The sequence below is a fragment of the Bradyrhizobium sp. USDA 3256 genome (genome assembly GCF_054058275.1).
Window position 1 is genome coordinate 4,199,334 of record NZ_JBSSAE010000002.1, and the last position, 26,723, is coordinate 4,226,056.

At 64.0% G+C, this 26,723-nt stretch carries 21 protein-coding genes, 1 tRNA gene, 2 pseudogenes and 2 riboswitches; of the genes and pseudogenes, 18 read left to right on the plus strand and 6 right to left on the minus strand.

Annotated features, from left to right (window positions below):
- Nucleotides 1–20 precede the first annotated feature (20 nt).
- Entirely contained in the window at nt 21–848 is an 828-nt protein-coding gene (gene cysE / locus ACVWY5_RS21645; RefSeq protein ID WP_018272333.1) for a serine O-acetyltransferase, read from the minus strand.
- Nucleotides 849–1,031: 183 nt separating this feature from the next.
- On the opposite strand from cysE, the pseudogene ACVWY5_RS21650 reads away from it, so the two are divergent.
- Nucleotides 1,032–2,426 (plus strand): annotated as a pseudogene (locus ACVWY5_RS21650) (hypothetical protein); the annotation flags it as partial.
- Here ACVWY5_RS21650 and ACVWY5_RS21655 read toward each other — a convergent pair.
- Both ACVWY5_RS21655 and ACVWY5_RS21660 read right to left on the minus strand, forming a co-directional pair.
- Complete coding sequence (locus ACVWY5_RS21655; protein WP_028336113.1) at nt 2,427–3,179, minus strand: alpha/beta fold hydrolase; 753 nt, start codon at nt 3,177–3,179, stop codon at nt 2,427–2,429.
- A 57-nt stretch (nt 3,180–3,236) separates the two neighbouring features.
- Nucleotides 3,237–4,370, minus strand: a complete 1,134-nt coding sequence (locus ACVWY5_RS21660) for a hypothetical protein (RefSeq protein ID WP_028336112.1) — start codon at nt 4,368–4,370, stop codon at nt 3,237–3,239.
- Nucleotides 4,371–4,604: 234 nt separating this feature from the next.
- Here ACVWY5_RS21660 and ACVWY5_RS21665 point away from each other — a divergent pair, with 234 nt between their 5' ends.
- Both ACVWY5_RS21665 and ACVWY5_RS21670 read left to right on the plus strand, forming a co-directional pair.
- Entirely contained in the window at nt 4,605–4,850 is a 246-nt protein-coding gene (locus ACVWY5_RS21665) for a zinc-finger domain-containing protein (RefSeq protein ID WP_018272338.1), read from the plus strand.
- Between the two features lie 7 nt (nt 4,851–4,857).
- A complete protein-coding gene (locus ACVWY5_RS21670; protein ID WP_028336111.1) occupies nt 4,858–6,060 on the plus strand; it encodes an FAD-dependent monooxygenase in 1,203 nt (400 codons plus the stop codon).
- Between the two features lie 26 nt (nt 6,061–6,086).
- On the opposite strand, the gene ACVWY5_RS21675 is transcribed toward ACVWY5_RS21670, so the two are convergent.
- Complete coding sequence (locus tag ACVWY5_RS21675; RefSeq protein ID WP_028336110.1) at nt 6,087–6,521, minus strand: hypothetical protein; 435 nt, start codon at nt 6,519–6,521, stop codon at nt 6,087–6,089.
- Between the two features lie 224 nt (nt 6,522–6,745).
- Here ACVWY5_RS21675 and ACVWY5_RS21680 point away from each other — a divergent pair.
- The 3 genes from ACVWY5_RS21680 (at nt 6,746) to ACVWY5_RS21690 (ending at nt 7,433) form a co-directional block, all read left to right on the plus strand.
- A tRNA-Leu gene (locus ACVWY5_RS21680) sits at nt 6,746–6,832 on the plus strand.
- 193 nt (nt 6,833–7,025) lie between these two features.
- Nucleotides 7,026–7,226 carry a hypothetical protein gene (locus tag ACVWY5_RS21685; protein ID WP_028336109.1) on the plus strand — a complete coding sequence of 67 codons (201 nt, stop codon included), beginning with the start codon at nt 7,026–7,028 and terminating at the stop codon, nt 7,224–7,226.
- Nucleotides 7,227–7,289: 63 nt separating this feature from the next.
- Nucleotides 7,290–7,433 carry a hypothetical protein gene (locus tag ACVWY5_RS21690; protein WP_157346371.1) on the plus strand — a complete coding sequence of 48 codons (144 nt, stop codon included), beginning with the start codon at nt 7,290–7,292 and terminating at the stop codon, nt 7,431–7,433.
- Between the two features lie 69 nt (nt 7,434–7,502).
- Here the strand turns inward: ACVWY5_RS21690 and ACVWY5_RS21695 are convergent, their stop codons facing one another.
- Nucleotides 7,503–9,122, minus strand: coding sequence for an ABC transporter substrate-binding protein (locus tag ACVWY5_RS21695; protein ID WP_028336108.1), 1,620 nt, complete (start codon nt 9,120–9,122; stop codon nt 7,503–7,505).
- 265 nt (nt 9,123–9,387) lie between these two features.
- Here ACVWY5_RS21695 and ACVWY5_RS21700 point away from each other — a divergent pair, with 265 nt between their 5' ends.
- From ACVWY5_RS21700 to ACVWY5_RS21745, 10 genes are all read left to right on the plus strand, one after another.
- A complete protein-coding gene (locus tag ACVWY5_RS21700) occupies nt 9,388–10,518 on the plus strand; it encodes a M20/M25/M40 family metallo-hydrolase (protein WP_028336107.1) in 1,131 nt (376 codons plus the stop codon).
- Nucleotides 10,519–10,609: 91 nt separating this feature from the next.
- Nucleotides 10,610–10,716: riboswitch (glycine riboswitch) on the plus strand.
- Nucleotides 10,717–10,719: 3 nt separating this feature from the next.
- Nucleotides 10,720–10,834: riboswitch (glycine riboswitch) on the plus strand.
- Nucleotides 10,835–10,899: 65 nt separating this feature from the next.
- The gene (locus tag ACVWY5_RS21705) at nt 10,900–12,258 is read left to right on the plus strand and encodes a D-amino acid dehydrogenase (RefSeq protein WP_028336106.1); all 1,359 of its coding nucleotides are present in this window, start codon (nt 10,900–10,902) and stop codon (nt 12,256–12,258) included.
- 160 nt (nt 12,259–12,418) lie between these two features.
- Nucleotides 12,419–13,360: an ABC transporter permease gene (locus ACVWY5_RS21710; protein ID WP_028336105.1), complete on the plus strand. Its 942-nt coding sequence runs from the start codon at nt 12,419–12,421 to the stop codon at nt 13,358–13,360.
- A 3-nt stretch (nt 13,361–13,363) separates the two neighbouring features.
- A complete protein-coding gene (locus tag ACVWY5_RS21715; RefSeq protein ID WP_028336104.1) occupies nt 13,364–14,251 on the plus strand; it encodes an ABC transporter permease in 888 nt (295 codons plus the stop codon).
- A gap of 157 nt (nt 14,252–14,408) precedes the next feature.
- Nucleotides 14,409–16,058, plus strand: coding sequence for an ABC transporter ATP-binding protein (locus tag ACVWY5_RS21720; RefSeq protein WP_028336103.1), 1,650 nt, complete (start codon nt 14,409–14,411; stop codon nt 16,056–16,058).
- Nucleotides 16,059–16,280: 222 nt separating this feature from the next.
- Nucleotides 16,281–17,801 (plus strand): M81 family metallopeptidase, encoded by a 1,521-nt coding sequence (locus tag ACVWY5_RS21725; protein WP_028336102.1) that lies wholly within the window; start codon nt 16,281–16,283, stop codon nt 17,799–17,801.
- 6 nt (nt 17,802–17,807) lie between these two features.
- On the plus strand, nt 17,808–18,980 hold the full coding sequence (locus tag ACVWY5_RS21730; protein ID WP_028336101.1) for a M20 aminoacylase family protein: 1,173 nt from the start codon (nt 17,808–17,810) through the stop codon (nt 18,978–18,980).
- A complete protein-coding gene (locus ACVWY5_RS21735; RefSeq protein WP_028336100.1) occupies nt 18,973–20,391 on the plus strand; it encodes an amidase in 1,419 nt (472 codons plus the stop codon). The genes ACVWY5_RS21730 and ACVWY5_RS21735 overlap by 8 nt, the downstream gene beginning before the upstream one ends.
- A 142-nt stretch (nt 20,392–20,533) precedes the next feature.
- The gene (locus ACVWY5_RS21740; protein WP_018272348.1) at nt 20,534–21,424 is read left to right on the plus strand and encodes a crotonase/enoyl-CoA hydratase family protein; all 891 of its coding nucleotides are present in this window, start codon (nt 20,534–20,536) and stop codon (nt 21,422–21,424) included.
- A complete protein-coding gene (locus ACVWY5_RS21745; RefSeq protein ID WP_028336099.1) occupies nt 21,421–22,107 on the plus strand; it encodes an alpha/beta fold hydrolase in 687 nt (228 codons plus the stop codon). Before ACVWY5_RS21740 ends, ACVWY5_RS21745 begins: the two co-directional genes overlap by 4 nt.
- 47 nt (nt 22,108–22,154) lie before the next feature.
- Here the strand turns inward: ACVWY5_RS21745 and ACVWY5_RS21750 are convergent.
- Nucleotides 22,155–22,512 (minus strand): annotated as a pseudogene (locus ACVWY5_RS21750) (transposase); the annotation flags it as partial.
- Nucleotides 22,513–23,023: 511 nt separating this feature from the next.
- On the opposite strand from ACVWY5_RS21750, the gene ACVWY5_RS21755 reads away from it, so the two are divergent.
- Nucleotides 23,024–24,682, plus strand: a complete 1,659-nt coding sequence (locus ACVWY5_RS21755) for an arylsulfatase (RefSeq protein ID WP_198400231.1) — start codon at nt 23,024–23,026, stop codon at nt 24,680–24,682.
- A 167-nt stretch (nt 24,683–24,849) separates the two neighbouring features.
- Entirely contained in the window at nt 24,850–26,526 is a 1,677-nt protein-coding gene (locus tag ACVWY5_RS21760) for an arylsulfatase (protein WP_050385892.1), read from the plus strand.
- Nucleotides 26,527–26,723 lie beyond the last annotated feature (197 nt).

The window sequence follows — 26,723 nt, forward strand, 5'->3', positions numbered from 1 at the left end:
CGATCAGAAAGCGAATGAAATCAAAGCCCGATCGCGCTGAGCATCTGGTCCATGGTGCGCGACGGCTCGGCACAGCCGGCCTCGCCGACGATTTTCGCCGGCACGCCCGCGACCGTGACGTTGTGCGGCACCGGCTTGACCACGACCGAGCCGGCCGCGATGCGCGCGCAATGACCGATCTCGATATTGCCGAGGATCTTGGCGCCGGCGCCGATCAGCACGCCGTGGCGGATCTTCGGATGGCGATCCTCGTTCTCCTTGCCGGTACCGCCGAGCGTGACGCCATGCAGGATCGAGACATCGTCCTCGATGACCGCCGTCTCGCCGCAGACGAAACCGGTGGCATGATCGAGGAAGATACCGCGGCCGATCCTGGCGGCCGGGTTGATGTCGGTCTGGAACACGGCCGAGGAGCGGCTCTGCAGGTAGAATGCAAAATCCTTGCGGCCCTTCTGATACAGCCAGTGCGCGAGACGATGCGTCTGCAGCGCGTGAAAGCCCTTGAAGTAGAGCAAGGGATCGATGAAGCGCGAGGTCGCCGGATCGCGGTCATAGACGGCAACGAGGTCGGCGCGGAACGCGTTGCCGATATCGGGCGCATCGCGCAACGCCTCGCCATAGGTCTGGCGGATCAAATCGCCCGACAGCGCGGCGTGATCGAGCCGCTCGGCGATGCGATGGACCACCGAATCTTCCAGCCGCTCATGATGCAGCACGGTCGCATAGATGAAGGATGCGAGTTCCGGCTCGCGCCGCAGGATGTCCTCCGCCTCGCCGCGGATTCGATCCCAGATCGGATCGAGCGCCGCAAGCTTGCCTCCCTGCGGATTGACCTGATGAACTGCCATAGCTGCTCTCGCAATTCGGTTGTTCTGATGTGCGTTATAGCACGATGGACCCAGCGCGTCCCGGGATGGCTCAGTACGGTAAACCCCAGCCGAACACCCCCGGGGCCGGCGTCTAGGGGAATTGGTCGGGATTTTGCCGAAATCAAGCCGTGCTTCTGCAACTATTGGCGGATTTCGTCCCCAGTGTGGTTTTGGGCATGGTCGGCCCCAATAAAAGGGGGAAACATCATCAATACCCAGAGTTTAGGTGCCCGCCTGACCGACGCACGGTCGGTCTGGATCGCGACCATTGCCATCCCCCTCCTGCTGCTCGCCCCCGCCTTTTGGAACGGCTATCCGCTGCTCCAATGGGATACCGGCGGCTATCTGGCGCGCTGGTATGAGGGCTACCTGGTGCCGAGCCGGTCCACGGTATTCGGCATCTACCTCCATGTCGGCGAGACATCGGATTTCTGGCTCAACCTCGGCATCCAGACCCTGGCGACGCTGTGGATCCTGCAACTGACGCTGCGCGTGCTCGACCTCGCCCGGCCGGTCCGGCTGATTGCGATCAGCCTCGCGCTGATCGCAACCACCGCCCTGCCCTGGCTGGCCAGCATGCTGCTGACCGACATCTTCGCCGGCCTTTCGGTGCTCGCGCTCTTCATCCTCATCCTGCACGGCGAACGGATCTCGACGCTGGAGAAGGCGGTGCTGTTCGCGTTCATCGCGTTTTCGGCCGCCACGCACAGCGCGACGCTGGCGGTGCTGCTCGGCCTGTGCTGCGTCGGCTGGATGCTGCGTCCGTGGCTCGGCCGGCGCATCCCGGTCGCGGGCTTGGTGCAAGGCAGCCTGACCACCGTCGTCGGCGCGGCGATGCTGCTGGCCGCGAACTTTGCGCTGTCCGGACAGCTGGCCTGGACGCCCGGCGGCTATGGCGTCGCCTTCGGACGCATGCTGCAGGATGGCATCGTCGCGCAATACCTGCACGATCATTGCGCGACGGAGCAGCTGAAGCTCTGCCCCTATCGCAACGAATTGCCGCCAACCGCCGACGACTTCCTGTGGGGCAACAGCATGTTCAACACGCTCGGCCGCTTCAAGGGACTGAATGACGAGATGGGCACCATCGTGCTGCGCTCGCTGGCCGAATATCCGGAATGGCAGGCCAAGGCGGCACTGGCCGCAACCGCCGACCAGCTCGTGCATGTCGCGACCGGTGAAGGCACCAATGGCTGGATCCCGCATACCTACGGCATCATCGAGCGCTACATTCCCAAACAGGTCCGGCCGATGCGCGCGGCGCGGCAGCAACGCTGGCACCTCGACTTCACCGCGATCAACCGCATCCACGTGCCGGTCGCGCTGGGCTCGATGCTCCTGGTCGTCATCCTGTTCGGCCGCGGCCTGTGGCAACGGCGGCTCGACGATCTGACGCTGCTGGCGGGCACGGTCACGCTCGCCTTGCTCGGCAATGCCTTTGTCTGCGGCGTGATCTCGGGACCGCACGACCGCTACGGCGCGCGCATGGTGTGGGTCGCGACCTTCGTGGTGCTGATCGCGGCCGCGCGCGCCTTCGCCAGGGATGAAGCCGACGATCTATTTTCGGCGCGACAGGAAGTCGATGACCCCGGTCTTGTAGACCTTGTCGCCGACCGCCCGCATGTGATCGCGGTTCGGAATGTCGAGCACCTCCGAACCCGGAATGATCCGGCCGAGCGCTGACGCCGAGCCCGCGATCTCGTCCTTGCTGCCGACCGCGATCAGAACCGGCACGCGGATGCCGGCCGCCTCATCGCGCGTCATCAGGCGGCGCGAGCCGCGCAGGCAGGCGGCGAGCGCGCGGCGGTCGGATCGGGTCTGATCGGCAAAGGCGCGGAAGGTACGGCCGACCGGGTCGGTGACATCGTCGAGCGACGGCGCCTCCAGCGCCAGCGCGACCGCCTCGCCGGGGCCGCCGCCCTCGATCAGTCCGATGCCGATCCCACCGAGGATCGCCGAGCGCACCCGATCGGAATTCTCTCGCGCCAGGATCGCCGTCATCCGCGAGCCGAGCGAATAGCCCATGATGTCGGCGCGCGCGATTCCGAGATGGTCCATCAGCGCGATCACGTCGCCGGCCATGGTCGCGATCTCGTACTGCGCGGCATCGTAGAGCTTGGCGGATTCGCCGTGGCCGCGATTGTCGAGCGCGATCACCCGACGGCCGGCCTTGACGAGATCGGACACCCAGGTCGGGTAGATCCAGTTGACGTTCTTGCTCGAGGCAAAGCCGTGCACCAGCACGATCGGTTCGCCCGCGCCTTCGTCGATATAGGCAATTTCAACATCGCCGTGATGGAAACTCGGCATCATCCATTCCGTTTGTTCTTGGGATTTGCGATTGGCGATCGACCGGCGACCGCAAGCCTAACCCTGGGCGGGCATACTCGCCAAGGTAGCCTGAGCGGCCATCTGCCGCTTCAGGCGCAGCACCTTGCTTCGTCTGAGCCACCAGGCGGTGGCCCGTTCGGTGGTGGCCTTGATCGACGACAGGAAGCCGAACAGCGCCAGCAGGGCGCCGAACAGCCACATGGTGAGATTGAATGCCCCGGCCGCCAGCAGCAGCGCGCCGCGGCCGAGCAGCTTCAGGATCGCGCGGGTCTGTCCGCCTTTGACCTCGGCGATCCGCGCCGCCCGCGCGATCTCCTTCGGGTTCTCGGCGACCTTGAGCGTATCCCGCGCAGCGCGAACCCCGGCCGCCTCGCCGATGCGCCCGACGTCCTTGGCGACGCGCACCAGGGCGCCGGCCTTCTCGGCGCGGAAGGCCGCGCGGATCGCGGTTGCGGTTTCCACCGGCCGCAGCACCGAGCCGGATGCGACCGCCTCGCGCAGCGCCGGCTGGTCGACGACCTCGCGGGTCGAACGCCCGGCCCATTCGATCATCCCCTCGCTCAGCCGTCCCGCCTTGCGCGTATCCTTGACCAGCGTCAGCCCGGCGCGCAGCGGCCCGGCACCGCCGACCGACACATAGGTGGCCGCGGTCACCGCAAGCCCGGCGGCGGCGAGGCCGAGCACCAGCTGGTCGGTGTCCTCGCCCATCACGAGGTGCTTGCCCTCGCGCACGACGTCCCTGACATCACCGAACACGAACAGGTCGCCGGCGACGGTGCCGGACAGGCTTGCGACATCGTGGGCGTTGCCGGTCACCAGGCCGGTGGCAAAGCCCTTGGCGAAATGCACGCCGGATGATTGCTCGGCGCGCGCATCATCGACGCGCTTGGTGAGATCATCACTGAGCGCGATGTTCTTCTCGCCGGCGAGTTCGACAAAGCTGGCCGCAAGGTCGGCATCGCCGGAGGCCAGCGCCGCCTCGATATTGTCGGAGATCAACGCCGGGTTGTTGCGCAGCACGGAATTGAGCCTGATGTCGGCGAGCGCAGCGGGATCGTCCCGCGCCGCCAGCACGGTGCCGGCATCACGGGCGTGCGGCCAAATAGCCGCGCCCACGGCAGCACTTGCTGCCACGCCGACCACCGCCAAGCTGACGCGCACCCGATTCATTCCGCTAAAACCTCTAGTTTTATTCGCCTTGGAGATAGTGTGCCGTTTTTGCGACACAACGGCTCCGACCAAAGGAGGGCTTCTCTGGGACGACAAGATTGTGTCGAATTTGCATGAGCAAATGAGCCATCGGGGCTCTAGGAATCAACTGTTCCCGCCAGTATGGTGCGCGGCATTTCGCGATGCCGCATGCTGTTGATTGCGTCTGCCCATCGTTGCCATCAAGGTGAGAATATGTCCGACCACGTCGTCCCGCACTTCCATAACGATGCCGGTGTCTCGGTGATCGAAATCGGATCGCAGGAGTTCATGTGCGTCGGCGCCAACCCGCCGTTCGACCACCCGCACGTGTTCCTCGACCTCGGTAACGACAACGAGATTATCTGCCCGTACTGCTCGACGCTCTATCGCTTCGCGTCCGACCTCGCGGCCGGCGAAGCGCGGCCGCCGGAATGCGTGCTGAAAGACAAGGTCGCCTGACCGCTCCGTGGCGCTGACGCGAACCGTCATCGTTGCAGGCGCCGGGATCGGAGGACTGACGGCGTCGCTGACACTGGCGGCACAGGGCTTTCGCGTCGTCGTGCTGGAGAAGGCCGAACGGCTCGAGGAAGCCGGCGCCGGCATCCAGCTCTCTCCCAATGCGAGCCGCATCCTGGTCGAGCTCGGGCTGAAGGAACCGCTTGCGCGGCGCGCGGTCACGCCTGAATCCGTCAACATCCTGAGCGCACGAGCCGGTGGCGAGATCGCACGGATGCCGCTTGGCCAGGCCGCCGAGTTCCGCGCCGGCGCACCCTATTGGGTGATCCACCGCGCCGATTTGCAGGCCGCGCTGCAGGCCGCCGCGAGCGACCATCCCGATATCGATCTGCGGCTCGGCTGCCAGTTCGAGGATGTGACCAAGCATGCGCGAGGCCTCACGGTCGTCCAACGCCGCGGCAATTCACGGCAGGAGGAATTGGCCGTTGCGCTGATCGGCGCCGACGGCATCTGGTCGTCGGTGCGCGGGCATTTGTTTCCGGATGTACAGCCACAATTCTCCGGCCTGATCGCCTGGCGCGGCACGCTGGACGCCACCGCCCTGCCGCATGAATACACCGCACCGCGCGTACAGCTCTGGATGGGACCGGACGCGCATCTCGTCGCCTACCCCATCTCGGCCGGACGCCAGATCAACGTGGTCGCGATCGTATCGGGCACCTGGAACCGGCCGGGCTGGAGCGAGCCCGGCGACATCAACGAGATCAAGGGTGCATTCGCCACCGCGCGCTGGCCCGCGACAGCGCGGATGCTGATCGGCGCGGTCGACGGCTGGCGCAAATGGGCACTGTTCACCCTGCCCGACATCGGCCGCTGGAGCGAAGGCGCGGTGACGCTGCTCGGCGATGCCGCGCATGCGATGCTGCCGTTCGCCGCGCAAGGCGCCGGCATGGCGATCGAGGATGCGGCCGTGCTCGCCAAGGCGTTGAGGGACAGCACCGGGGAAAACACCGCAGGTATTCCCGCCGCGTTGAAGCGCTACGCACGGGTGCGGCGCGGGCGCGTGCTGAAAGTGCAGCGCCTGGCGCGGCAGCAGGGCCGCATCTATCATTTGCGCGGGCCGGCGGCGATCGCGCGCGATCTGGCGATCCGCGCCATTGGTCCGGAGCGCATGCTGGCGCGGCAGGACTGGATTTACGACTGGCGCGCCTGAGCTCGGCCAATCGCAACAACGCAGGCTTAGTGGACGAGGCCCCGTGGCGCGCGCGGGCCCTTCGCCGCCGGCGTGGGAGCAGCGGGGGCAGCGGCCGCAGGCGTGTCCGGCGGGCTTTCATGGCACTTGCCTTTGCGCCAGGCCTCATCCGCCAGCTTCTGCTGAGAGTGGATCGAGATCAGCTCGTTGCGATAGACCATCTCGGAGACGACAGTACCGCCGACGCCGGTCTCCGCCTTGGCCATCAATTTTTCCTGATCCGCCGCGCGGGTCTTGAGATTGCTGCGCTCGTTCTCGAGCTGCTTGCAATCATAAAGCTCGTACTTGGCGGGGTCGGCGAATGCCGACGGCACGGTGTCGCCGATCTGCGCGCAGCCGGAAACGCCCGCGGCCGAGGCGAGCAGCGCGATGACGGCCGCCGCGCGCGACAGCATCAGGCGGCGTGGGAAACGAACAGACATTCAGCTTTCTTAACCGGACAGTGTTGAGATTGCCTAAAGCAGCCACCGGTGTCCGGATTGAGGCTCAATCGCGGCGGCGCGCCGCTTATCCCAATGCTCGGCCTCCGAGGCAAATGGAATTGCGGGCCGCCGCTTAAGCCTTTGAAAGCTCACTTGTTAGCACCGGATAATGACAATTCCACTCGGCGCCCAAACGCGCTAAAAATCGGCGCGCCTGGCGCAACGCGGACGTGGCGGAACTGGTAGACGCAAGGGACTTAAAATCCCTCGATGGCAACGTCGTGTGGGTTCGACTCCCACCGCCCGCACCAGCCTTCGCATGCCGTGCGCGGACCCACTACTCGGGAGGGCCAGTGTCGCGGTGCTCGCCGCGTCGTGTCTTCCGGCGGTGGCGTGGTTCACACGCCGCAATCGCTGACTGTCTTACTCTTCCCGCATTGGAAATTCCGGCCGCGCAGTTCGCGGCCGTCGCATTTCGAAATCAATTTTGGTCGGAGATCGGCGATGGAGATTGCAAACTGCAATCGGATCGACGCTACGCCCGACGACCGCGCGCGGCGATGGATCCGCGCCGCGATCATGCTGTACGGACTGCTCGCGTTTGCCGCTGGAGCGGTGGTCTGGATGAACGGAACCGGTATCGGACCGACGCAGCTCACGAGCCTGTCGAGCCCGAGCAGCATGAGACCAGAGCACGGCGATTAGCGGTCGCCGGTTCGGAACCCGTGCACTGCATATTCGTTGTCATGCCGCAATTGGAGCATGACGATGACGAACGACGATCCATCCGCGCAGCGCGCAACCGACCAATGCGATCAGCGCAAGGAGCGTCCCTCCCCGCCGCAGAACGCACCACAAGGCGGGCCACCGCTCAGCGACGGACTGGAGCAGCTCCGCGACAGCCACACCTGACACGCGACAGCGCGAAAAGAAAATGGCCGGGACACGTCCCGGCCATTTGTTTTGCGCCAAGCCGCAGGCTTACTCGGACTTGTCGATGTTCCAGAAGATCGGCGTCGCCGGGCCGTCGAGCACGCCGGTCAGCGACTTCCGCCACGCGCTCGGAATGGTGTACTGGCCGAGCGGAACGTAGATCACCTGATCGTAGGCCTCGGTCTGGATTTCCGTGGCGATCTTCTTCTTTTCCTCAGCCGAGCCGGCGCGCGCGAACTTGTCACGCAGCTCCTCGATCTTCGGGTCTTCGGCCCAGCCGAACCAGCCGCCATTCTTGCCGCGACCGGTGATCGACGCGTTGACGATCGGATCGGAGACGTCGGCCGCGACCCAGTTTGTGAAGAACATGTTCCAGCCGCCCTCCTTGGGCGGCTTCTGGCTGGCGCGGCGGGTCACCACGGTCTGCCAGTCGGTGGCCTGCAGGTCGACCTTGAAGCCGGCCTCGCGCAACTGCTGCGCAGCCACGACCGGCTGGGCCTTCAAAGTCGTGACGTCGCCCGGCGCCATGATCACCACGGGGGTGCCGTCATAGCCGGATGCGGCGAGCGCCTTCTTGGCTTCCGCCAGGCCGTTGCCCTTCACCAGCGTTTCGGCCCCGACGTCGGTCTCGAGCGGCGTGCCGCAGACGAAGAAGGCGCCGCAGATCTTCTGGTACTTGGCGTTGCCGACCAGCGCGTCGAGCACGTCCTTCTGGTTCATCGCGAGGAACGCAGCCCGGCGCACCTTCGGGTTGTCGAACGGCGGATAGAGGAAGTTCATGCGTCCGAGGGTCTGGAAGCCGAACTTGTTCAGGACGTCGATCTTGAGATCCGGATTGGCTTCGAGCACCGGCAGCATGTCGAACGGAAGGTTCTCCATGAAATCGATGTCGCCGGATTGCAACGCGTTCACCGCGGTCTGCGCATCGGCCATCGTGACCCACTCGACGCGGTCGACCTTGACGACCTTGCCGCCCGCGGTCCAGCTCGCCGGCTCCTTGCGCGGCACGTAGTCCTTGTTCTTCTCATAGACCGCCTTCACGCCCGGCTGGAATTCCGCCTGCACGAATTTGAACGGTCCGGAGCCGATCTGTTCCGGGATCGGCTTGTCCGGCGGCGTCTCGGCAAGACGCTTCGGCATCATGAACGGCACGCGCGACGACGGCTTGCCGATCGATTCCAGCACGAGGCCGTAGGGTTCCTTCAGCTTCAGCGTGATGGTCTTGGCGTCGGTCGCCTCCAGGCTCGCGACGAAGTCCATCAGCTTCTGGCCCATGCCGTCGACTTTGCCCCAACGCTGCAGCGAGGCGACGCAGTCTTCCGCGGTGACCGGCGCGCCGTCGTGCCACTTCAGGCCGTCGCGCAGCGTGAACGTGTAGGTCAGCTTGTCGTCGGAAACCTTCCAGTCCGCCATCTGCGGCTGGATCTTGAAATTGGAATCCGTCGCCAGCAGCGTGTCATAGATCATGTAGCCATGATCGCGCGTGATGTAGGCCGTGGTCATGATCGGATCGATGACGCGCAGATCCGAGTGCATCACCGCGGTGATGGTCTTGCCCGCGGCCATCGCCTGCGGTGCGAATGACAATTCCTGCGGCGCGAACGACAGCGCGAGCGCCGTCAACGCGGCCGCTAGCGTGCGGTGTTTCCAACGCGAGATAGGGAACATGCAATCTCTCCTGACGTGTAACTGGTCAAAGCCGGCTTATTCGTTATGCACGCGGTTCGTTATTTAGGCGAACTAACATGCTGTATGGCTTGTGAAATCGAGACTTGCACCAAGCGCCAAGCGCGTCAATCGGTTTCAGGTCGCATCGGACGTACACAAACGAATGAGGCCGCGCGCCAGATTTTGGCTTTACAAAATCGTCGGCTGAGATTTTCGTAACGCGCGCGCGATGCCGGCGCCGTCAGAACAACAAGAGAGAACAACGATGAACCCCGCCAATCTCCCGTTTGATTCCGAAGCGATGCTGCAGGGCCTGCGCAGCTGGGTGGAATGCGAAAGCCCGACCTGGGACGCCGCCGCGGTCGAACGCATGCTCGATCTCGCCGCCCGCGAGATGGCGATCATGGGTGCGACGATCGAGCGCATCGCCGGACGCCAGGGCTTCGCGGGCTGCGTCCGCGCCCGTTTTCCCCATCCGAAACAAGGCCAGCCCGGCATCCTGATCGCCGGCCATCTGGACACCGTTCACCCCGTTGGCACCATCGAGAAGCTGAAGTGGCGGCGCGAAGGCAACAAGTGCTTCGGGCCGGGCATCTTCGACATGAAGGGCGGCAACTACCTGTCGATCGAGGCGATCAGGCAGTTGGCGCGCGCCTCCTTCACGACTCCGCTGCCGATCACCGTGCTGTTCACCCCCGACGAAGAAGTCGGCACGCCGTCGACGCGCGACATCATCGAGGCGGAAGCCGCGCGCAACAAATACGTGCTGGTGCCGGAGCCCGGCCGTCCGAACAACGGCGTCGTCACCGGCCGCTATGCGATCGCGCGCTTCAATCTGGAAGCCACCGGCAAGCCCAGCCATGCCGGCGCGACGCTGTCTTCCGGCCGCTCCGCGATCCGGGAGATGGCGCGGCAGATCATCGCCATCGACGGCATGACCACCGAGGACTGCACGTTCTCGGTCGGCATCGTGCATGGCGGCCAGTGGGTCAATTGCGTCGCGACGACCTGCACCGGCGAAGCGCTCAGCATGGCCAAGCGCCAGGCCGATCTCGACCGCGGCGTCGAGCGCATGCTGGCATTGTCGGGCACCGCCAACGACGTGAGCTTCAAGGTGACGCGCGGCGTCACTCGCCCGGTATGGGAGCCCGATGCGGGCACCATGGCGCTGTATGAAAAGGCAAAAGGCCTTGCGGCAGCGATGGGTCTCGATCTGCCGCACGGCAGCGCCGGCGGCGGCTCGGACGGCAACTTCACCGGCGCGATGGGCATCCCCACGCTCGACGGCCTCGGTGTACGCGGCGCCGATGCACATACGCTCAACGAGCATATCGAGGTCGACAGCCTTGCCGAACGCGGCCGCCTGATGGCGGCGCTGCTGGCGACGCTGGACTGACATCGATTGCACTGCACAACACGTTGGCACTGCCGGATCGAAATTTAGCCTTGTCCATTTTTAAGGCTTCGCCTACGGTCCGGCCGTCCAACGCGACGATGCGGGAGAGATCGAAGCGACAACATTCGTGTTGTTGCCTTCGGCGCCGACGGAGCAACCGCCCCGGAAACTCTCAGGCAAAAGGACTGTATCGTCAGGACGATCTGGAGAGAGACGAACATGGCCGCACATCAAGGGCCATGACGTCCACCGAAGGGGATAGTTCGCTTCCGGCCCCGGCCCGATGCGGATCAAGCTCTCAGGTACCGTGACAGATGGGGCGCCGATGCCGGTTTCACCGGCGGTTCGGCGACTCTAACCCACGGGAGCCTGAAAACCATCATGCCACACATCGCGATCATCGGCGCCGGCATCACCGGCGTAACGACGGCCTATGCCCTGCTTGAACGCGGCTACAAGGTGACTGTCCTCGACAGGCATCGCTACGCCGCGATGGAAACCTCGTTCGCCAATGGCGGACAGCTTTCCGCCAGCAACGCCGAAGTCTGGAACAGTGCTGCGACCATCCTGAAGGGGCTGCGCTGGATGCTGAGAAGCGACGCGCCGCTGCTGATGAACCCGAAGCCGAGCTGGCACAAATATTCCTGGATCGGCGAGTTCGTAGGTCACATCACGCGCTATCGCGGCAACACCATCGAGACCACAAAGCTCGCCATCGAAGCGCGCAAGCATCTGTTCTCGATCGCAGAGCGCGAGAACATCGCCTTCGATCTCGAGCGCTGCGGCATCCTGCACGTCTATCACGACAGGGCCGGCTTCGAAGCCGGCCTCAAGGTCAACACGCTGCTGCAGCAGGGCGGGCTCGACCGCCGGCCGGTGACCCCGGACGAGATCCGCGTCATCGAACCCGCGTTGCAGACGGCCTGCTATGGTGGTTTCTTCACGCCGTCGGACGCGACCGGCGATATCCACAAATTCACCCGCGGCCTCGCCGACGCCTGCATCCGCCGTGGCGCGAGCTTTGTCCATGAAGCCGACGTCGACACGATCGCGCGCGGCGATGACGGCTTCCGCATCGGCTGGAACGAAGCTGCTTCACATGATGCTGCGGTCGCGACGCGACGGCAGTTGCAGGCGGACGGGATCGTGATTTGCGCCGGCGTGGCGAGCCGCCACTTCGCCGGCCTGCTCAACGATCGCGTCAATGTCTATCCGGTGAAGGGCTATTCGATCACGGTGCAGCTCGATGCGCCGCAAAGCCGGAATGCCGCGCCCACCGTCAGCCTGCTCGATGAAGCTGCGAAGATCGTCACCAGCCGGCTCGGCGCCGACCGCTTCCGCGTCGCCGGCACCGCCGAGTTCAACGGCTTCAACCGCGACATTCGCGCCGATCGCATTCAACCGCTGGTGGACTGGGTGCGGCATCATTTCCCAGAGATCGATACGTCGAAAGTCGTGCCATGGGCGGGCTTGCGCCCGATGATGCCGAACATGATGCCGGTGGTTCGCGCCGGACGGATTCCGGGCGTGTTCTACAATACGGGCCACGGTCATCTCGGCTGGACACTGTCGGCCGCGACGGCGCAGATGGTGGCCCAGGCGATCGACGATTGGCGCGACCTCGACACGCCGCCGATGGCGCCGTCGATCGGTGCCGGGCTCGACGTGGATTCCAACGCGCGCAAAGCTGAAATCAATCCACCTTCCAGTGGACTGCTTCGAACTTCACCGGAGGAATAATCGCGGCCAACAGGACTGATTAGCTGCACCGCAAAAACCGCAGCACCGATGGCATGGGACTTGCTCAAGTTCTACCGTGAGTCTGCTACCATCTGTGCTACGGTCTGGTGTGCAACGGTCCCGCTGGGGACTTCATCGACCACAACCCAACGGATCAAATTTGCTCGGATATCTGCTTCGCCGCATCCTCGCCGCCATTCCCGTGATGGGCGTGGTGGCTCTGTTCGTGTTCCTGTTGCTGCGGCTGACGCCGGGCGACCCGGCCGCCATCCTCGCCGGCGACAACGCGACTCCCGAACAGCTCGAACGTATCAGGACCTCGCTTGGTCTGAACGAGCCGATCTACATCCAGTTCTACACCTGGATCGCCAAGCTGCTGCACGGCGACCTCGGCGTCTCCCTGATCTCGAATAAGCCGATCCTCGAAATGATCGTCCCGCGCCTCGAGCCCTCGATCTCGGTCGCGCTGGCCACCATCATCCTCTCGATCCTGGTGGCGGTGCCGCTCGGCGTGATCGCGGCCTGGAAGCACGGCACCTGGATCGACCGCTTCGTGATGGGGCTCTCGGTGCTCGGCTTCTCGGTGCCGGTGTTCGTGATCGGCTATGTGCTGATCCAGATCTTTGCGATCGATCTGCGCTGGGTTCCGGTACAGGGCTTCAAGAGCATCTCGGCCGGCTTCGGTCCGTTCTTCCAGCGCCTCATCCTGCCGACCTGCACGCTCTCCTTCATCTATGTCGCGCTGATCGCACGCATGACGCGAGCCTCGATGCTCGATGTGCTCGGCGAGGATTACGTGCGCACCGCGCGAGCCAAGGGCATCGGCGAGACCGGCGTGCTGTTGCGCCATGCGCTGCGCAACGCGGCCGTGCCGGTCATCACGGTGATCGGTTCCGGCTTCGCGCTCCTGATCTCGGGCGTCGTCGTCACCGAAAGCGTGTTCAACCTGCCCGGCATCGGCCGCCTCACCGTCGATGCGGTGCTGGCGCGCGATTATCCGGTGATCCAGGCCATGATCCTGTTGACGTCGGGTATCTACGTCGCGGTCAATCTGTTGATCGACCTCGCCTACACCCTGCTCGATCCTCGTATCCGGTACTGAGCAATGGCGATCGAAACCCTTCCCGAATCCTCGCTTCCCGTCACCCGGCCGTTCCGCGTCAAGTTCGGCTTCCTGACGTCGACGCCGATCATCGCGGTTGCGACGATCTGCCTCGCCCTCATCATCCTGATGGCGATCTTCGCGCCGCTGCTTGCGCCGCATGATCCTCTGCTGCTGACGCCGTCGCAGCGGCTGAAGCCGTCGAGCGCGCAATATCTGCTCGGCACCGACGCCTATGGCCGCGACCTGTTGTCGCGCATCGTCTACGGCGCACGGATCTCGCTGGTGATTGGGCTCGGCGCCGCCGTCTGCTCGATCGCCATCGGCCTTCTGATCGGTCTCGTCGCCGGCTTCTTCCGCTGGGTCGATGCGGTGCTGATGCGCGTGATGGACGGCTTGATGGCGATCCCCGCCATCCTGCTCGCGATCGCCGTGGTGTCGCTGTCGGGTGCCAGCATCTGGACCGTGATGGTCGCGATCACCATCCCCGAGATCCCGCGCGTGGCGCGGCTGGTGCGCTCGGTGGTGCTGACCGCACGCGAGGAGCCTTATGTCGAGGCCGCGATCTCGCTCGGCACCAGCCTGCCGAAGATCATGTGGCGGCATTTGATGCCGAACACCATCGCGCCGCTGATCGTGCAAGGCACCTATGTCTGCGCGTCCGCGATCCTGACCGAGGCGATCCTGTCGTTCCTCGGCGCCGGCATCTCGCCGGAAACGCCGACCTGGGGCAACATCATGGCCGAGGGCCGCGCCTACTTCCAGGTCAAGCCGTCGCTGATCTTCTGGCCGGGGCTGCTGCTCTCGATCGCCATTCTCAGCGTCAACCTGATCGGCGACGCCGCGCGCGACGCGCTCGATCCCCGCATGAAGCAGCGTGAGGGCAAGTGACGGCTTCAATGCCAATTGAAGCCGTCATTCCGGGATGGTGCGTGAGCACCAGACCCGGAATCTCGAGATTCCGGGTTCGATGCTTCGCATCGCCCCGGAATGACGCAAGACGAAAAACATCACGGTCGCTCCTCGTATTGCCGGTGGAATCAGTCCTATGACCAACGTCGTCCTCGACATCAGCAATCTCGTCGTCGGCCTCGGCCGCAAGGCGGATGCACATCGCATCATCGACGACCTCTCGCTGCAGGTCCGTGAAGGCGAGACGCTCTGCCTGGTCGGCGAAAGCGGCTCGGGCAAGTCGGTGACATCGCTCACCGTGATGGGCCTGCAGCAGAAGGGCACGCTGGTGCCGTCTGGCGGCAACGTCAAACTGGTCGGCGAGGAACTGCTCACCGCCAGCGACCGGCGGCTGCGGCAACTCCGCGCCACGCGGATGGCGATGATCTTCCAGGAGCCGATGACCGCGCTCAATCCCGTCGTGCCGGTCGGCCGCCAGATCGACGAGGTGCTGCGCGCCCACACCGATCTCGACTCCCGCGCGCGGCGTCAGAAAATCCTGGCGATGATGGAGCATGTGCGGCTGCCGGATGTGGAGCGCATCTTCTCCTCTTACCCGCATCGCCTCTCGGGCGGCCAGCGCCAGCGCATCATGATCGCGATGGCGTTGGTTCTGGAGCCGAAGCTCCTGATCGCGGACGAGCCGACCACCGCGCTCGACGTCACCACGCAGAAGCAGATCCTCACCTTGATCCGCGACCTGCAACGCGATCACGGCACCGCTGTTCTGTTCATCACCCACGACATGGGCGTGGTGGCCGAGATCGCCGACCGCGTCGCGGTGATGCGACACGGCCGCCTGGTCGAAACCGGCCCGCTGCAGGACGTGCTGCGCACTCCGAGGATGGAGTACACCCGCAACCTCTTGTCCTCGGTGCCGAGCCTCGTGCCGCGCGCGCCGCGCCCGGAGACGACCGAGCCCGTGGTGCTGGAAGCCAACGAGCTCAGCAAGGTCTACCGGGAGCGGTCGCTCTACGGCAAAGCCCGCGAGGTCGCCGCCGCCAGCAACGTCACGCTCACTCTGCGCAAGGGCCGCACGCTCGGCATCGTCGGCGAAAGCGGTTCCGGCAAGTCGACGGTCGCGCGCTGCATCGTGCGCCTGATCGATCCGACCTCGGGCGGGGTACGCCTCGCCGGCCGCGAGATCTCCGACCTGTCGCGCCGGCTGTTGCAGCCGCATCGCCAGAAAATCCAGATCATCTTCCAGGATCCCTACCGCTCGCTCAATCCGCGCGTCACCGTCGGCGAGAGCATCGCGGAAGGCCCGGTCAATTACGGCATGCCGCGCAAGGATGCGCTGGCGCGCGCGCGCGAGCTGCTCGAGCTCGTCCATTTGCCGCCCGACGCGATCTCGCGCTATCCGCACCAGTTCTCCGGCGGCCAGCGCCAGCGCATCGCGATCGCGCGCGCGCTGGCGCTCGATCCCGACGTGCTCGTCGCGGATGAGGCGGTGTCCGCGCTCGACGTCTCGGTGCAGGCGCAGGTTCTCGATCTGCTTGACGAAATCCAGCGCCGGCTGGGCATCGCGCTGCTCTTCATCACGCATGATTTGCGCGTCGCCGCACAAATCTGCGACGACGTCGCCGTGATGCAACATGGCCGCGTCGTGGAACAGGGACCGGCCGCCGAGGTGCTGACCAATCCGCAGCAGGCCTATACCCGCGCACTGCTCGATGCGGCGCCCGGACGCGGCTGGGACTTCGCCAACTTCCGCCCCGTTTCGGAAGGCATTGTGGCGACGGCCTAGGTCTTTAGCCTCAAGCCTTTCCGCCCACAGGGCATGCAAATCCGCTGGTGCTCCCCGGCTTGCGCTTGGCGTGACGACACGCTTAACGTCGCGCGCTAGAGCGTGGCTCTGAAGGCGGACACCGGTCTTCCCCGAAGATCACGCTCCAACCAACGAGGTGAGATCATGACGCGCGTCGTCACGATCGCATCATGATCGAAGAAACGTATCGAGACCGACTTGATGACCCGCATTGCCGTTGGCGGCTTCCTGCACGAGACCAATACCTTCGCACCGACGAAGGCAACCTATGACGATTTCGTGCATGGCGGCGGCTGGCCGTCGATGACGCATGGCGCCGACGTGCTCAAGGTCATGCGCAAGATCAATGTCGGCCTCGCCGGCTTTGTCGAGGCGGCGGAAGCCAATGGCTGGGAACTGGTGCCGACGATCTTCGCCGCGGCGAGCCCGTCGGCGCATGTCAGCAAGGATGCCTATGAGCGGATCGTGACGGAGATGGTCGACGGCATCGCCGCGGCCGGACCGATCGACGCCGTCTATCTCGACCTGCACGGCGCCATGGTCACCGAGCATTATGACGATGGTGAAGGCGAAACGCTGGCCCGCGTGCGCAAGGCGATCGGCAACGACCTGCCGCTGGTGGCGAGCCTCGATCTGCATGCGAACGTCTCGCCAAAGATGATCGAGCATGCCGATGCGCTGATTGCCTACCGCACCTATCCGCATGTCGACATGGCCGAAACCGGCCGCGCCTGTGCCCGGCATCTGGCGCTGATGCTCAAGTCCAGGCAGCGCTTCGCAAAGGCATTCCGGCAATTGCCGTTCCTGATCCCGATCAGCTGGCAGTGCACCAACGACCAGCCGACCAAGGGCATCTATCAAAAGCTCGCCGCGCTCGAGAGCGACGTGGTGCCGACGCTGTCGTTTGCACCGGGCTTCCCGGCTGCCGATTTCAGGGATTGCGGACCGAGCGTATTCGCTTACGGCCGGACCCAGGCCGATGCGGATGCCGCCGCCGACAGGGTCGTCGCCCTGGTCGAAGGCCATGAGGATGATTTCGACGGCCGGATCTATTCGCCCGACGAAGGCGTGCGGCTGGCGATGGAACTGGCGAAATCGGCCAGCAAGCCGATCATCATCGCCGACACCCAGGACAATCCCGGCGCCGGCGGCGATTCCGACACCACCGGCATGCTGCGCGCGCTGGTACGCAACAAGGCAAGTGCCGCGACCGGCGTGATCTACGACCCGCAATCCGCGAAGGCCGCGCACACCGCCGGTGTCGGGGCATCAGTCACGCTCGAGCTCGGCGGTAAGTCCGGCATTCCCGGCGACGCGCCGTACCGGGAGACTTTTGTCGTCGAGCAGCTCTCGGATGGAAAATTCGTGGCGCCCGGTCCCTATTTCGGCGGCCGCGACATGGATATGGGCCCCTCGGCCTGCCTGCGGGTCGGCGACGTCCGCGTCGTGGTCGGCTCCTACAAGGCCCAGCTTGCCGACCAGGCGATGTACCGCTATGTCGGCATCGAGCCGACGGCGCAGAAGATTTTGGTCAACAAGAGCTCGGTGCACTTCCGCGCCGATTTCGAGCCGATCGCCGAGAAATTGCTGATTTGCGCCGCCCCCGGCGCGATGCCCGCCGATACCGCCACGCTGCCGTGGAAACATTTGCGTGCCGGCATTCGTATCAAGCCGAACGGCCCTACTTTCACACCCACCTCCCCATCACGCACAAACGGATAGAGAGCCATGCCGACCATTGAGCGCATCGACAGTTTTGCCGACGAACTCACCGCCATCAGACGGGATCTGCATGCGCATCCCGAGATCGGCTTCGAGGAGGTCCGCACCTCGGGCATCGTTGCCGACAAGCTGACGAGCTGGGGCATCGAGGTGCATCGCGGCCTCGGCGGCACCGGCGTGGTCGGTGTGCTCAAGGGCAAGGGCAACGGCACCAAGAAGATCGGCCTGCGCGCCGACATGGACGCGCTGCCGATGGAGGAGAACACCAATCTGAAGTGGCGTTCGACCATCCCCGGCCGCTTCCACGGCTGCGGCCATGACGGCCACACCACGATGCTGCTCGGCTCGGCACGCTATCTCGCCGAGACCCGCAACTTCGACGGCACCGTGCATTTCATCTTCCAGCCGGCCGAGGAAGGCCTCGGCGGCGCCCGCGCCATGATCAAGGACGGCCTGTTCAAGCAGTTCCCCTGCGACGAGGTCTACGGCCTGCACAACGCGCCCGACCTCAACCATGGCGAGATCGCGATCCTGCCGGGCCCGGCAATGGCCGCAGCCGACTTCTTCGACATCAGGATCCAGGGCTACGGCGCGCATGGCGCGATGCCGGAGCGCTCCAAGGACGCGGTCGTGATCGCAATGACGCTCGGACAGGCGTTGCAGTCGATCGTCAGCCGCAACGTCGATCCGCTGCAGGCTGCGGTGCTGTCGATCACGCAGATCCATTCCGGGTCGGCCTACAACGTCATTCCCGGCGAAGCCTGGATGTGCGGCACGGTGCGCTGCTTCTCCGACGAGATTCGTGAGCTGATCCGCAAGCGCATGCGCGAAATCTCCGCCGGCTTTGCGGCGGCATATGACGCCGAAATCTCGGTCGAGATCCGCGACGGCTTCAGCGTGCTGGTGAACCAGGAAGAGCAGTCCCGCGTCGTCGAGGAAGTTGCGCGCACCGTCGTCGATCCGGCCAAGGTTATCACCCGCTCGACGCCCAAGATGGGCAGCGAGGATTTCGCAGACATGATGCAGGCCATTCCCGGCGCGTATTTCTGGGTCGGCCATGACGGCTCCGTGCCCGTTCACAATCCCGGTTACGTTCTCGACGACAAGATCCTGCCGATCGGCGCCAGCATGTTCGCCCGCATCATCGAAAAACGCATGCCGGCAGGTGCGCATGCATAAGCCCAAAGGGGACGCCATCACGTCGCTGCACGATCTCTCCGCCGTCGACCTGCTCGCCGGCTATCGTGCCAAGCAGTTCTCGCCGTCCGAGGTGCTGGAGGAAATCATCTCCCAGGTCGCAACCTGGGAGCCGCACATCAAGGCGCTGTATCTGTACGACCCGGAAGGGGCGCGGAAGGTCGCCAGGACCTCGACCGAGCGCTGGCAGCAGGCCGAGCCGGCCGGCACGCTGGATGGCGTTCCCGCCACCATCAAGGACAATGTCGCAACCAAGGGGCAGCCGGTGCCGCTGGGCGCGGCGAGCGTCAAGCTGGCGCCCGCGGAGAAGGATGCACCGCCCGCGGCGCGGCTGCGCGAGGCCGGCTGCGTGATCTTCTCCAAGACCACGATGCCGGACTACGGCATGCTGTCGTCGGGCCTGTCGTCGTTCCATCCCCTGACCCGCAATCCCTGGGATGTCAGCAAGAACCCCGGCGGCTCGAGCGCCGGCGCGGGCGCGGCAGGCGCTGCCGGCTACGGTCCCTTGCATCTCGGCACCGATATCGGCGGCTCGGTGCGGCTGCCGGCCAACTGGTGCGGCCTCGTCGCATTGAAGCCGAGCCTCGGCCGCGTGCCGATCGACCCGCCCTATGTCGGCCGCATCGCCGGTCCGATGACCCGCACCGTCGACGACGCCGCGCTGATGATGAGCGTATTGTCGCGTCCCGATCGCCGCGACGGCATGAGCCTGCCGGCGCTCGAGGTGAACTGGAAGGCGCTGGAGAAGTCGCCGCGCAAGCTGCGCATCGGGCTGATGCTCGACGCCGGTTCCGGCCAGAAGGTCGAGAAGGAGGTTCGCGAGGTCGTCGTGAAGGCCGCGAAGGCGTTCGAATCCGCCGGCGCCGTCATCACCGAGATCGACGGCATCCTGACGCCCGAGATGCTCGAAGGGCTCGACAATTTCTGGCGCGCCCGGACCTGGGATGAGCTGTCGAAACTGTCGCAGGCCGACCGCGGCAAGACCCTGCCCTACATCCTCAACTGGGCCGAGGCCGGCGCAAAGCTCTCCGGCGTCGATGTGGTGCGCGGCTTCAACATGACGATGGCGATCCGCGCGGCCGCCGCGAAATTGTTCTGCGAGGTCGACTACGTGATCTCGCCGGTATCGCCGGTGGTGAACTTCCCGGCCGAGTTCGCAGCGCCGCTCAACGATCCGGCAAAGCCGTTCGAGCACATCTGCTTTACCGTGCCGTGGAATATGTCGGAGAACCCGGCGCTGTCGATCAACGGCGGCTACGACAAGAAGGGCTTTCCGATCGGTGTCCAGATCATCGGCCGCCGCTTCGACGACATCGGCGTGCTCGGCATGGGCAAGGCGTTCGAAAGCCTGCGCGACCCGCAGAAGCCGTGGCCCGCGCCGCCGAAGAAGTAAAAGCAGCGCCTCAACGCAAGTCAGGATGCGCGGGGCCAAGCCTGCGCATCCCTCTTCTTCACAAGGGATGATTGCCGGGTTAACTGGATGGAGACGCGCGCCAGCGCCGTTCATTCAAGAAAACCGAGAGGAAATCATCCCCATGGCGTATGAGACGATCAAGTACGAGGTCGCCGAGCAGATCCTGACCATCACGCTGAACCGGCCCGACAAGCTCAACGCCTTCAACGCCACGATGCAGCAGGAGCTGATCGACGCGTTCGACAAGGCCGACAAGGACGACGACGTCAGGGCCATCATCGTGACCGGTGCGGGCCGCGGCTTCTGCGCCGGCGCCGATCTTTCATCCGGCGCCAACACGTTCGACCGCGATGCGCGGCGCGGTCCGGTCAAGCGCAATGCCGACGGCAGCGTCGACTACAGCGATCCGCAGGTGCGCGACGGCGGCGGGCAAGTGACGCTGCGCATCTTCAAGTGCCTGAAGCCGGTGATCGCCGCGGTGAACGGCCCGGCGGTCGGCATCGGCGTCACGATGCAGCTTGCGATGGATATCCGCATCGCCTCCGACGCCGCGCGCTTCGGCTTCGTGTTCTCCCAGCGCGGCATCGTGCCGGAAGCCGCATCGAGCTGGTTCCTGCCGCGCATCGTCGGCATCTCGCAGGCGCTGGAATGGTGCTATTCCGGCCGCGTCTTCCCGGCGCAGGAAGCGCTCGCCGGCCGGCTCGTCAGCAAGGTGGTGCCGCCCGACGATCTGCTGCCGACCGCGCGTGCGCTCGCCAAGGAGTTCGCGGCCAAGACCGCGCCGGTGTCGGTGGCGCTGATCCGCCAGATGATGTGGCGCATGATGGGCGCCGACGATCCGATGGAGGCGCACAAGGTCGACAGCCGCGGCATCTATGCCCGCGGCCGCTCCGACGACGTCAAGGAAGGCGTGGTGTCGTTCCTGGAAAAGCGCCCCGCGCAGTTCAAGAACAAGGTGTCGTCGGACATGCCCGACTATTTCCCATGGTGGCAAGAGCGCGACTATAAGTGAGCGAACGGCGCCCCGCGGCGTCCACACTTGACGGCGTCGTCCTGTTGCATGGCATCAGCAGGACGGCGCGCTCGTTTCGCAGGATGGAGCTGGCGCTGAGGGCGGCCGGCTTTGCCACCCTGAATCTCGACTATGACAGCCGGCGCAAGCCGCTCGACGCGCTGGCCGAGGACATCCACTCCTCGCTCGATCGGTTCGCGCAGAGCCTCGACGGCTCCGTGCATGTCGTTTGCCATTCGATGGGCGGTCTTCTGGCACGCGTCTATCTGGCAAGGCATCGCCCGGCGCGGCTCGGCCGCGTCGTGATGCTGGGGACACCGAACGGCGGCAGCGAGATCGCCGACCGCCTGAAGAACCTCGCGGCCTATCGCGCCTATTTCGGTCCGGCCGGCCAGCAGCTCGTCACCCGCCGCGACGCCGCGACCAGCGCGCTGCTGCCGCCGATCGATTACTCCACCGGCATCATTGCCGGCAACCGCTCGGTCTATCCGATCACCTCCATCGGCCTGCCGCGGCCGCATGACGGACGGGTGTCGGTCGCCAACACCAGGCTCGACGGCATGGCCGATCACATCGTAATCCGCACCTCGCATCCCTGGCTAGTGCGCAACGCCGAAGCGATCGCGCAGACCATCGCGTTCCTGCAAGATGGGAAATTCAGCACAAATCGTCAGGTGGACTAGGACGCGGACTCATTAAGGCGCAGCCATAACCTGATTGACGCGAGTTGAATTTTGCTCGTTAAGCCGCAGCGTGACCTCCCCATCGATTGGCGCAGGTTTCGTGTGATGCAGGCTCCATGCTGATGGACACGGACAATGGAGGTGTCGATCATCTGGACAGCGGCGGCGTGGGCAACGGCAAGTGCGTCTATGATGCGGCCCCAGACACGAGCCCGCCGCCAGCGGACGAAACGGTTATAGCAGGTCGTGTTGGGGCAAAAATGATCCGGCAAATCGCGCCAAGGTGCCTTGGATCGCAGGACCCAGAAGATGCCGCCGGTCGTTTACCCGAGGAACGCCACGCGGCTTGTTCGGCAGCAGGGGCTTGATGGCAACCCATTCATAGTCGGCGAATTCGTAGCGTATCATTCGCCCCCCAGTTTGGGAGTTTGAATCACAGGGTCCGTCCAAGCGCAACGCTTCCGGCCCGGCCCCGGTTCGGCCCTCACGGGGTAGAAGCGGACATCAACCTGCCGACAACCCCGCTGAATCCGTCGAAAATGACCCGAGCCGGACATCGGGTGGGAGACTTTGGATGTCAGCTCCGACAATTGTCAGGTCGAAAACGACGGATGAGCGAAATGCCCTTCAACGTCAGCATCACTGACGGAAGCGCGAACACCGCGTCGCAACCTGCATTCTGTGGTTGTTCGGCTTGATCTGGATCAAGAGCAGAAACTTTCGAGAACTAGAAGTTTGCTTCCGGTGGATGACGTGCACTGCAACCGGGAGAGTGACCATGTTTGATTGCATTCTCAAGAACAAGTCACGAGCTAAAGCGAACGTGCCGAAGACGACTGGTTGGCACAAGCGGGCCACCACTACATTCCTTGGAGTGACGACGCTGGTGTCATTGTCGTTGACGGGGCTGACGAGTATGCCCGCTGCGGCACAGCAGCAGCAGCAGCAGCAGCAGAAGCCCAACATCCTTTTCATCATGGGTGACGATATCGGGTGGATGCAGCCAAGCATCTACCACCGCGGATTGATGGTCGGAGAGACGCCGAACATCGACCGCATCGCCAATGAAGGCGCGATGTTCACGAACTATTACGCCGAACAGAGCTGCACGGCAGGGCGTACAGCCTTCATCACCGGCATGCAGCCGGTTCGCGTCGGCATGGTTTTGCCAGAAATTCCCGGCAGTCCATCTTATCTGCGGACGGGGACGCCGACGCTTCCCAAGTTCCTGCTCGATCTCGGCTACACCACCGGCGAATTCGGCAAGAACCATCTCGGCGACCACACCGAGTCGCTGCCGACCGCGCAAGGCTTCCAGGAGTACTGGGGCTATCTCTATCACCTCGACGCCATGCAAGGCGTGAGCTTCCCGGACATCAACAAAACCCCGACCCTGCAGACCCTTGCCCCGCCATGCCAGAACACACCGATCCCGGGCGTCGCCGAGGTCCCTGGCGCTGTGGATCCGAAGACCACGATCTGCCTGACGCCGCCGCGGCCAATGTTGGCGTGCAAGTCCTCCGACGGCACTGCAAAAAACATGATGTGCAAGGATGAAGGCCCGCTGACCCTCGAGCGGTCGAAGACCGTGGATGAGGAAATCTCGGCGAAGGTCGTAGACTTCCTCGATCGCAATGACCCGAAGAAGACCAACAAGCCTTTCTTCGTCTGGTACAACCCGGCGCGCATGCACATCACGACCGTGCTGCCGGACAAGTACCTGGCGATGGTGGGCGAGCCCGGCGGCAAGGATTGGGGCGTCAACGAAGCCGGCATGAAGCAGATGGATGACAACATCGGCGTCGTGCTGAAGAAGCTCGAAGACATGGGCCAACTCAACAACACGATCGTCGTATTCACCACCGACAACGGCGCCGAGACCATCACCTTCCCGGACGGCGGCACCACGCCGTTCAAGGGCGGCAAGCTCAGCACCTGGGAAGGCGGCATGCGCGCTCCGATGGTGGTCCGTTGGCCTGGCGTCATCAAGCCCGGCACGATCAAGAACGATATGTTTTCCGCCCTCGACTGGCTCCCGACTTTCGTCGAGATCTGCGGCGGGCCCAAAGGCGACGCACTGAAGCAACAGGTCGAGGCCGGCTATCCCAATATGGTCAAGACCACCCTCGACGGTATTAATCAGACCGATTACCTAAGCGGCAAGTCCGACAAGTCGCCTCGCGACCACTTCTTGTATTACTCCGGCAAGGAGCCGTCGGCGGTCCGCTACAAGAACTGGAAGATGTACTTCGCGATGGTCTCCGACGCACCGTCGGGCTTCATCAATGGTGTGCGGCCCTATTCCTGGACCCAGGTCGTCAACATCAAGCGTGATCCCTTCGAGACCTCCGTTGGCGAACAGCAGAAGACGCTGTTCGGCATGGCCGGGGCGATCGCGTCTCCGTCGACCGCCTATGTCTATGACTGGAACATGCTGCCCATCGGGCAGCAGTTGTGGTTGAGGCACCTTGAGACTTTCATCAAATTCCCGCCGCTACAGGACCCTGCCAGCTACAACCTGGAACAGGTCATGCAGCGAGTAAAGGACATGAGGACGGCCGGCGCCAGCGACTAGTCGCATGCCCGCACCGCGATCCGAGATCGCCAGAGCAAGCGGCCAGCCTAAGGACCGGCCGCTTGTCCCAGAGTATCGCACAAACTCTCCAACGACAGAATTTGGACGGGCAGGCCGACGTCGCTTTTCTGCCCGCCGTCAAGCGCTAGGTTAAACGGAGGATTCCTATGAAGGTCGGACTCACGTTATGTGGTGGTCTGTTTGTGGGCGTCGCTGCGGCAACGATGGTTACCATGCCGGCTACCGCGCAACAGCAAAAACGGCCCAATATCGTCATGCTGATGACTGACGACACTGGTTGGAACGATTTCGGCGCCTATAGTGGCGGCGGCTCTGCACTTGGCCATCCGACGCCGAACATCGATCGCATCGCAAAGGAAGGCGCGACGTTCACCAGTTGGTACGGTCAAGCAAGCTGCACCGCAGGGCGCGCCTCGTTCATGACTGGGCGGATTCCGATCCGCACCGCGCTGTCGATCGTGGTCGTCCCGGGCGACGAAAATGCGCTTAAGAAGGAGACGCCAACCATCGCCGAGTTCTTCAGTAGGAATGGCTACTCGACTTACTTTTCCGGCAAATGGCATCTCGGCGACAAACCTGAGGCTTATCCGATTGAGCATGGCTTCGATGAGATGAAGGCTTTCGCGGCATATTATCCAGGCGTCTACACTTATGCCGATACCTCGAAGTGGTTTCATCCGTGGTTCCCCTCCTACAACCCGGAGTTCGCAAAAGAATATTTTGAGATTGTGAACATGTACGAATGGGAGGGAGCGGCGGGGCAGCCGGCGAAGCGAGACGAATACATCACATATGACCGTCTTGCCGACTTCGATGTCCGCCAGGCCGACTATGCAATCGACTACATCAAGAAACACGCCAAGGACTCCAAGCCGTTCTTCATGGATGTAAACTTCATGAAGATGCACAATCCGACCAATGCTTCAGCGAAATTTGCTGGCAAGTCGCGTCTTGGCGACTACTCGGATTCGCTCCTTGAACTTGATGATAATATCGGGCGGATAATGGATGCGATCCGTGCCGAAGCGCCTGACACCATCGTCATCGTGACAGCAGATAACGGCGCGTGGCAGGATGCCTATCCCGACGCCGGCACCACGCCTTTCCGCGGCGAAAAAGGTACTGCATTTGAAGGCGGTTGGCGGGTACCCGGGTTGATGTGGTGGCCCGCACACATCCCGGCGGGCGCGCAGTACCATGAAATGATGTCGCATATCGACTGCTGGGCGACGCTCGCCAAAATGGTCGGCCTGACCGCGCCGCCGCACGGCGCCTGGACCGACAACAACGGCAAGCCCATTTACTTTGATAGCATCGACAACAGCGAGTACATCCTCGGTCGATCGAAGCACTCAGCACGACGGTCGTGGGTTTATATCGACGGCGAGAACTTTATGGGAGCACGTACCGACATCGCCGGCGATCCAACCAATCCAGACCTCAGCATCGCGTGGAAGTATCTGTGGACTGCAAAGGATACATGGTTGGGACCGGAACAAAACCTCGGCTCAATTGGAGCAGCCTACAATTTGACCATGGATCCGTTCGAGAAGTACGATATGGTGTTCAATGGTGCTGTACCGTCGCGTCTGCCTCAGACCTCACCGGGCAGATATGCTGGACAGGACAACAGCTGGCTCGGGGCGCTAATCGTGCCAGTCGTGATGGAGTTCAACAAGTCCATCGTTGACTATCCCAGCATGAAGCGTGCTCCCGGCGGCGGCTCGAACGATTGGAGGCCCAATCTCCAACGCCCAGACAATCCAGTGCCGTTGCTGGATATGAAAAAACCCCAGCGAGTTAAAGCGATCGGAGCTGACTAGTTCGCCACTCGTTCAGAGTGAAGGCTGCATCAAACGGCCGACGGATTGCCTGTAAGCGATGGCGGGTCGTTAGCTCGACTCGCCACGCGCCGTTCCCTGTGTCCCACGGACTGGTGTGCCACTGAAACGTTCGAAACCACGAGTCAGCTTCTGGCCCATCGCAACGTATTGCGCTGCCGCACGAACTCGGTCGCTGC